This is a genomic window from Skermanella sp., assembly GCF_059503625.1.
The window spans coordinates 1-6,787 of record NZ_JCACHA010000952.1 but is presented as its reverse complement, the minus strand read 5'-3'; the positions used below and the strand labels follow the sequence as shown (position 1 = coordinate 6,787).

The 6,787-nt window shown below is 59.7% G+C and carries 13 protein-coding genes; 4 read left to right on the top strand and 9 right to left on the bottom strand.

The genetic code is table 11. From position 1 onward, the window contains the following. Nucleotides 1–182 (top strand): hypothetical protein (locus AC5JJ6_RS34795; protein WP_496046426.1); only part of this gene is annotated, 182 nt, incomplete at its 5' end. A gap of 253 nt (nt 183–435) precedes the next feature. On the opposite strand, the gene AC5JJ6_RS34790 is transcribed toward AC5JJ6_RS34795, so the two are convergent. From AC5JJ6_RS34790 to AC5JJ6_RS34770, 5 genes are all read right to left on the bottom strand, one after another. Beyond that, the gene (locus AC5JJ6_RS34790) at nt 436–747 is read right to left on the bottom strand and encodes a hypothetical protein (protein ID WP_496046425.1); all 312 of its coding nucleotides are present in this window, start codon (nt 745–747) and stop codon (nt 436–438) included. Between the two features lie 144 nt (nt 748–891). Next, nucleotides 892–1,119 (bottom strand): hypothetical protein, encoded by a 228-nt coding sequence (locus AC5JJ6_RS34785; protein ID WP_496046424.1) that lies wholly within the window; start codon nt 1,117–1,119, stop codon nt 892–894. Then, nucleotides 1,116–1,391 (bottom strand): hypothetical protein, encoded by a 276-nt coding sequence (locus AC5JJ6_RS34780; protein ID WP_496046423.1) that lies wholly within the window; start codon nt 1,389–1,391, stop codon nt 1,116–1,118. The genes AC5JJ6_RS34785 and AC5JJ6_RS34780 overlap by 4 nt, the downstream gene beginning before the upstream one ends. 5 nt (nt 1,392–1,396) lie before the next feature. Beyond that, a complete protein-coding gene (locus tag AC5JJ6_RS34775; RefSeq protein ID WP_496046422.1) occupies nt 1,397–1,573 on the bottom strand; it encodes a hypothetical protein in 177 nt (58 codons plus the stop codon). A 192-nt stretch (nt 1,574–1,765) separates the two neighbouring features. Continuing rightward, entirely contained in the window at nt 1,766–2,122 is a 357-nt protein-coding gene (locus tag AC5JJ6_RS34770; RefSeq protein ID WP_496046421.1) for a hypothetical protein, read from the bottom strand. On the opposite strand from AC5JJ6_RS34770, the gene AC5JJ6_RS34765 reads away from it, so the two are divergent. The 3 genes from AC5JJ6_RS34765 to AC5JJ6_RS34755 all read left to right on the top strand — a co-directional run bounded on the left by AC5JJ6_RS34765 (nt 2,112) and on the right by AC5JJ6_RS34755 (nt 4,215). Next, entirely contained in the window at nt 2,112–2,564 is a 453-nt protein-coding gene (locus tag AC5JJ6_RS34765) for a hypothetical protein (RefSeq protein WP_496046420.1), read from the top strand. The genes AC5JJ6_RS34770 and AC5JJ6_RS34765 overlap by 11 nt on opposite strands. Nucleotides 2,565–2,718: 154 nt before the next feature. After that, nucleotides 2,719–3,582 carry an IS5 family transposase gene (locus AC5JJ6_RS34760; RefSeq protein ID WP_496046419.1) on the top strand — a complete coding sequence of 288 codons (864 nt, stop codon included), beginning with the start codon at nt 2,719–2,721 and terminating at the stop codon, nt 3,580–3,582. A 216-nt stretch (nt 3,583–3,798) separates the two neighbouring features. After that, nucleotides 3,799–4,215, top strand: a complete 417-nt coding sequence (locus AC5JJ6_RS34755) for a response regulator (protein WP_496046418.1) — start codon at nt 3,799–3,801, stop codon at nt 4,213–4,215. A gap of 651 nt (nt 4,216–4,866) precedes the next feature. Here AC5JJ6_RS34755 and AC5JJ6_RS34750 read toward each other — a convergent pair. The 4 genes from AC5JJ6_RS34750 to AC5JJ6_RS34735 all read right to left on the bottom strand — a co-directional run bounded on the left by AC5JJ6_RS34750 (nt 4,867) and on the right by AC5JJ6_RS34735 (nt 6,636). Further along, nucleotides 4,867–5,082 (bottom strand): hypothetical protein, encoded by a 216-nt coding sequence (locus AC5JJ6_RS34750; RefSeq protein WP_496046417.1) that lies wholly within the window; start codon nt 5,080–5,082, stop codon nt 4,867–4,869. Nucleotides 5,083–5,130: 48 nt separating this feature from the next. Further along, the gene (locus tag AC5JJ6_RS34745) at nt 5,131–5,412 is read right to left on the bottom strand and encodes a hypothetical protein (RefSeq protein WP_496046416.1); all 282 of its coding nucleotides are present in this window, start codon (nt 5,410–5,412) and stop codon (nt 5,131–5,133) included. Continuing rightward, the gene (locus AC5JJ6_RS34740; RefSeq protein WP_496046415.1) at nt 5,409–5,861 is read right to left on the bottom strand and encodes a hypothetical protein; all 453 of its coding nucleotides are present in this window, start codon (nt 5,859–5,861) and stop codon (nt 5,409–5,411) included. Before AC5JJ6_RS34740 ends, AC5JJ6_RS34745 begins: the two co-directional genes overlap by 4 nt. A 508-nt stretch (nt 5,862–6,369) precedes the next feature. Further along, entirely contained in the window at nt 6,370–6,636 is a 267-nt protein-coding gene (locus tag AC5JJ6_RS34735) for a hypothetical protein (RefSeq protein WP_496046414.1), read from the bottom strand. Between the last annotated feature and the right edge of the window lie 151 nt (nt 6,637–6,787).

The window sequence follows — 6,787 nt, the reverse complement described above, 5'->3', positions numbered from 1 at the left end:
ACGGACCAGGGCTGCGCCCAAGCCCGCAAGATACCCCACCGCGCTTAGACGCCCATCAAGTTGACGGTGCCCGTGCCAGGATCAACGAGATGATCCGCGAGATAGACCGTCGAGATGAGATGATTGCGGACCTTCAGCGCCAAATTCATGAAATGGAGCACGATCGGAACTCCCGGCAGTGATGCCCCACTCGGACACGACAACGGCCCGCATCGGTGATAATGGCGGGCCGTCTCGGCGACTTATCCAGAGGGATGATGGCATTCAGCGGCGGCTCGGCCAGCGCCACTCCCAGGTTCGACCGAACCAGTCCAGCACGAGTACCCTTTCTTGACGGTAGCCCATGACGCTGAACCTGGGAGTGGCTCGGTAGAGCCGATATATCAAGCGGATAAGCATGCTCCCCTCGGGATGAAGCCCTGCCGATTATATCCGTCACGCGAGTCTGTCATCCAAGATCGCGAGCATGCTGAACTTACTTGACGAAGACGGTGGTTCAGCTTCGGCTTCCTGCGCCTCCACCCTCCGCTTGCGTGCCGGACGTTTCGCATCGGTGACATTCGGCGTTACTTGCTGCGCCGGCAGAGCCGGTGACCATGTGCCGAGGGACTGCTGCATCTCGTCAAAGCCTCGTAGCCATGCGTCACGAAGGCTGCTGTCGTCGTACTCTGCGGGCGGCTGGCGCTCGGCTTTGGCGGACATTCCAGCCATCATGCCAGCGAGTTTTGCGTCGTGGAACGTTGCCATGGCGTGCCTCTTTTTGTACTTCGTGCCGAAGGCTGGGGGCCGAAGTCCCCATTCCTCTCAACCATTAAGGAAGTGGAACATGCTGTCGTCATCGTCATTGATGTAGGACGCTGTGACTTCGCGTAGGGGATAACGGCATCGCACTCAGCCTCCCGGCGGGCTGTCGGTCGAGGTAGCGGCGGTGGTGATCTTGTCAGCCCAGTCCGGACGGATACGGCGAAGGTCAATGATTTCGGCCTGGTTCAGGTCCAGCCGCCGCCGCCGCCATGCTTCCGAACGTCCGTCGATCGCGGCATTAGCGAGTTCTATCCAGTCCCGTATGCGGAGCCCTCCGACATCAGCGGGCATGGTGATGCAATGGGGGGCGCTCATACCTCGCCCCCGCTGCAGGCTGCTAATGTCTTGATCGAGTTGATCACACGGCGCTGTTCGAAATATCGGCAAGCCGCGCTGTTGCCGCTGATCGGCTTGCCCTTGCGGCCGGTGAGGCGTTGGTACTTCGCGCAAACGAATTTGGAGCCTTCCGGCACCAGCAGGACGCAGCCGGAGCAGATGGCGCCGGTTGGCCCGGTGTCGGGGATGCCGGCGTAGCAACCCATCTGATTTTTGCGGGCCATATCGAGCAGGAGGGTTTTGTTTTCCATGACGATCACCCATCCACCTGGTTCGAGTAGGTCACCACCAGGTCGCCATCGTCCTTCCGACAAGCGGTGCCGATCCGGATGTCGCGGGCGCCTGCGGTCGAGCGGGTATCCTCGACCACCTTGCGGCATGGCAGGCCGGTATCGGGGTCGCGGAACTCGGCCAAAGCTCGGACGGTGCCCACCCAGGCCGGTGCTGACGTTGCTCCAGATAGCCTGCTGGGCGATGGTGCCATGATAGGCGTACCAGTGGGCACCCCGGAGCCGTTCCAGGTCGGTTTCGTTGAGGGTTTCGGATAAGTGCGGAGTGGTGGAGCCAGCGCACGCGCTGAGGACCAGAGCGGCGGCGGCAAGGATGCTTTTGCGCGTCATGGGGGTCACTCGGCTGCAACGAGGTTGGAGGCGGTGGCGGCGGCTGCAACAGCCCGGCGGAAGGCGCCCAGGCGGTCACGAGCCACGTTCCGCCAGGAGCGGCCATCAGGCAGGGGAGGGCAGTCAACGGAGAGGCCCAGCGCGACCAGAGCGGTGACGTGGGTGCGCCAGTCACGAGAGCAGACTTCGGGCTGGCCGTACGGACTGTAAGCGGCGATCAGGCCGGCGCAGAACAACTCGTCGTCAGTCGCCATTTCCAGTTCAATGTCGTTCGCCAACGCGAAGGCTTCGGCGATCGACAGAGGGAACATGATGCCGGGCGTCACGCTGCGGGGGCGGTAAGCTTCGTCGATGTCGTCCATAGTCGGGATCGAGAAGCTTTCCGGCGGTGAAGGTGGTTGCCGGTATCCCATCATTACTGGCGGCAACCAGTCGGTCCAGCTCAACAACGTCACCGTCTACGACCAGTCCGGATGCCGAGGGAACGGCCTGCTGAACGTGGACAACCGGGCGCAAATCACCGGCCAGCCATCCTATGGCGATATGCCTGCCACCATCACAGGCTCCAACGCTGGTGTCGGAGAAACGCCGCCACCGAAGCCGCCGCTTACCACGCGCGACGACATTCCGAAGGTGCCGCTACCCGACAACACCAAGCAGCAAGCAGCACTGAACACAGCGATGAACAGCCTGGGCGCCGCTCGACAGATCCTGTCCAAAGCAACCGCAACGAAGATGCCGTCGATGTCGATGGCCGAACTCCGCCAGCAGATCGCGGAGAAGAACAAGGCCAACTGCAACTGAGATGATCGATGTAAAGGCTGAGAGGCTGTTTGCAGACGGGGCGTGCCGGCCGTTGCTGATCAGGATGCTACTTTGAGATGAGTAGGGGGTGACGCGCGGGAGGCTATCGGGCTATGTCTGCGGCCGTCGCCAACAGCCACCGGATCCGCAGCATATGGGCACCGCCTTCATACCCGCCAAGACGTCCCCGGCCTCTTGGGATGCTTTTGCCAACGTCGACGCCTTCGTCGAAGCGGTACTGGCGGAGCTCGCGGCCATGGCAGCAGACGGCACCCGGTCGACCCGCTCCGGGCCCAAGCCGCCGTTGACCGGAGCGGCGCTGCGCAAGGCGGTCCTGGCGATCTGGTGTGTAGCGTTCTGCGGCCTGCAGTGGCGTGCCATCGGCCTGCTGTGCGACATCCCGTTCAGCACGCTCTACACGTTGTTCGCCCGCTGGACCCGGCTTGGGCTGTGGCGTCGCCTGCTCAACCGCCTGATCCTGGCCTGGCGACATGCCTGCGGCGACAAACCCATACCCAGCACCGTCATCATCGACAGCCGCTCGTGTCATTCGGCACCGACTTGCTTCGGCCGCGGCTTCGACGGCGGTAAGAAGATCAAGGGCATCAAAATACATATCGCCGTGGATAAATACGGCTTCCCGCTGGCGATCAACGTCTCGCCGGCGAATGTCCATGATGGCAAGGGCATCGTGCCGGTGCTGCATCAGCTTGCCGGCCGCGGCTTCAAGGGAACAGCCCTGGGCGATCTCAGCTATCGAGGCGAACGACTCTCAAAGGTCGGAGAGGCGTCTGGCATCACCATCCAACCCAGCGCCGGCGGTCACGGCGGAACCTTCATTCCGCAAGGCATTCGGTGGGTGGTCGAGCGCTCGCTGGGCTGGATCAGCCGCTACCGTCGGTTGAACACCATATTTGAGCGGACAGAGGCTCACCTCGTCGCTTTCATCGAGATCGCCTTCATCTCCATCCTGTCTCGCCGGCTGGTGCGCCTTGCGACCCAGGAAATCAGCGCCTGACGTCTACAAACAGACTTTTAGGAATGTTATGGAACGCGGCGCTATAAGGTGCGTGGAAACCGCACCGCGTATGGGTGACCGTTGAAAGCACAGGGGAAACGCTCTAAATCTAGGTAAAGTTCGACAGGGCTTCCGGCAAATTAACCTAAGGAAGGTATGAAGTGTTTAAGAACAATTTTAATGCTATATGTTCTGTAAGGTTGTTAGGATCCTAGTATGCGTATTTTGATTGTTGAAGACGAAATGTTGGTTGCTTTGGATATTCAAGGCACCCTTGAAAGTGCCGGTCATACAGTTATAGGGATTGCAATGACCATTGATGAAGCAGCGAAAATTAGTGGAAATGATTGTCCCGATTTAGCCCTTGTAAATATAAATCTCCAGGAGGGAAGAGGAGCAGGCATAGATTTCGCCAGAGATCTTTTGGATAAGTGTGGAGTGCCGTCGCTATTTGTTTCCGGTCAAGCTAAAGAGGCTCGGGAGAACAAAGATGCGGCTCTTGGCTATTTAGGAAAGCCTTGGGGGTCGAGAACGTTGCTGGCGAGCGTTGATGTTGCCCACCGGCTTATCAATGGGGAAAATCCCGATCCTGTGCCGCCAGAATTGGAACTGTTTAGGGATAAAGAAAGCTGACTGAGACGCGCCCACCATCGACGTTCTCAAGTCCCATCTTTGCCATGGGCAGCTCAACAGCTCATCGATACGAACAGCAGCGAACGGAGATTGATCTAGATCAATCCACCATGCCGGTTTGACTAATTGTCTAAGCACTTTACAGGAGTTTGCTACTTTAAGATGTAGTTATACGAGATATGCAACCGAACAGGATAGCCGTGCCGTTGCGCCAGGGCGGCATCCTGATACGCCTGACCAAGCCGCCGGAATGTGTGGGCGAGATACAAGGATCTCGCCGGCGGAAGATGCCGTGCCTGATCTGCTAGAAAGATCAGGCCGTCCAAATGGTCAATCAGCGACGGGCGGTCTTGTGCCATCTAAGCTATTCGCAAAGCTCTATGCAGAAATTTTGGAGCGTTTTGCTTCTGCCTCAGCTCTGATCTTTCTTGCTTCTTCAACCAAGCGACGGGAGCGCTCAAAAACAGTCTGCGCTCGCTCTCTCAGGGCTGCAAGCCGTGCCTCCCGAGCTTCAGAACTAACTTCCACCATTAACCACCTCCGTTTCTGATAGCCGGGATCTAAAAACGGTTATGCCAAAGGCGTCTGTACACTTCCGAACATCACAGCTCGGAAACCATCGCGCCCACCATGGCCGGGGTGAGACTAACCTTATGGAAAGCGATCTACTTTGCGTAGAGCCATCACCCGGAAACGCACCTCGTCCCGCAGCACATGGTTCTCGGCAACCAGCGATGCCGCTTGCGCCTGAAGCTCGCGCGACTGTTCGACCAGTTCCCGGAGCCGGGCAGTAGCATCCGCCGCCCGCGCCCTGAGCTGGGCGAGATCCTCCGACGGTAGGGCATGGCGATCCGGGTCGTCCGTCATGCCGCGCCCAACAGCTCAGGCGCGGGGAGGTTTCAGACCAGACGGATACTAACCTTTTGGGAAAGGTACTATTTCCCGGCGAGCTATTTGCCGGAAACGCTCCTCTTCTCGCTCCATCGCTTTCTCGACGCGCACCGATGCCGCCTGCATCCGGGCGGCGCGGACTGCTTCGACCAGCTCCCGGGACCGCTCAACCGTCGCCCGTGCCCGCTTCAGGAGCTGGGCGAGATCCTCACCGACCGGCAAGGGGCGGGAGACAGGTTCGACCAACTCCCGAACCCGCTCAACCGTCGCCCGCGCCCGCTCCAAGAGCTGGGCAGTATCGGTCATACTGTGTCACTAGGCAGGAGCAACGGTTGATCATCATTCTGCTCCTGCTCCACCGCCTTCTTCCACACCCGCAGCGTCTCGTTCATCTCCGCTGTGATTTCGCGCTGTTCAGCCAGCGCGATGCGCCACTCCTCGGCATTGTGCCGAGCCTCCTCAGCGGCTTGCCGGGCTTGTTCTCTAAACATCCTGGCGTCTTCCGCGGATGCCCGTGCATGTTCGACAGCTCGGCGCATTGCTTCCATAGCAGCCCTAAGCTTCTCGGCAACCCCCCGCACCATCTCTGCCTTTTCCCGGCTCTCCTCTTGATCCAAGCGTTGGATTTCCGAGGCGTCGCGCACCTCCTCGGAAAACTTCCGCTGTTCCTCGTCATCGGCGCGCCGATCCTCGGCTCGGTCGCGCCGGCGTTCCGCCTCTGCCCAGTCCTGCGGGTGGTTGTCCTCACTGGACATGGCTGGTTCTCCTCTGCTCCGGAATACCAGTTTGCGCCATACCGCAGCGGCACGAAACCTGGATCAGAATGGCAGCGCTACCAAGCGTGTAACTCCATTATGGAAATGGCACTACTGGAAGACGTCTTTTTTCATGATAAGCAACCCGGTCACTTGGCCCGTACCATCCTCCCGGATCCGCTGTGAGGCAGCCTTGGCTCGGGTCAATCGCTCCCATGCCTGCTGTTCCCTCCGCTGGATCCGGAGAACTGTTTCCCGCGCTCGCATAATAAGCCTGATCGTGCGTTCGATACGGAGGCGGTCCATCGGAGAGGCAGACTGGGCCAGTTCTATTAGGCGATCCAAGCGGTTCATGCGCGCTCCTCATAGGGCGGGAGCACACGTCTCTCTCTGTCACCGGCTGCCGGGATCGTAGCAGGCAATGAACAACAGATCGGGTGTTGTAGGTGCCGGCGCAAGGTACCGTTTGGTACAGACAAGCCGTGTAAGATACTTTATGGAAAGTTCGCTACTCTGAACTGTCCTCGCGTATAATGTGCAGCTCCGCCGGCAGGGCCACCTGCTCTCTCCGCTGATGTACCATGTTGGCCTCGGCTTCCTGCTTCGGTAACGCCGCACGCTGCGCCTCCTCTCGGGCCCGGGCAACCTCCTGGATCGCTTGGCTGGCAAGTCGGATTGTGCGCTCAATGCGGGTCCGATCTTCTGGCGCGGCGTGCCGCGCCAGGTCCAACAGCTTCTCCAGACGGACGTGGAGGATATCAGCCTCGTCTTTCATGACCCGCCCAACAGCCCAGCGGCATGAACATCAGCGTGCGGAAACTGATCTGGATCAATCTCTCGGCCCGCCGGTGCATTATCAGGGGGAGGAACAGGTAACGTCCAGCAGAGTGGTGGAAATTGGCCCCTGAAGGGATGAGATGGACCCA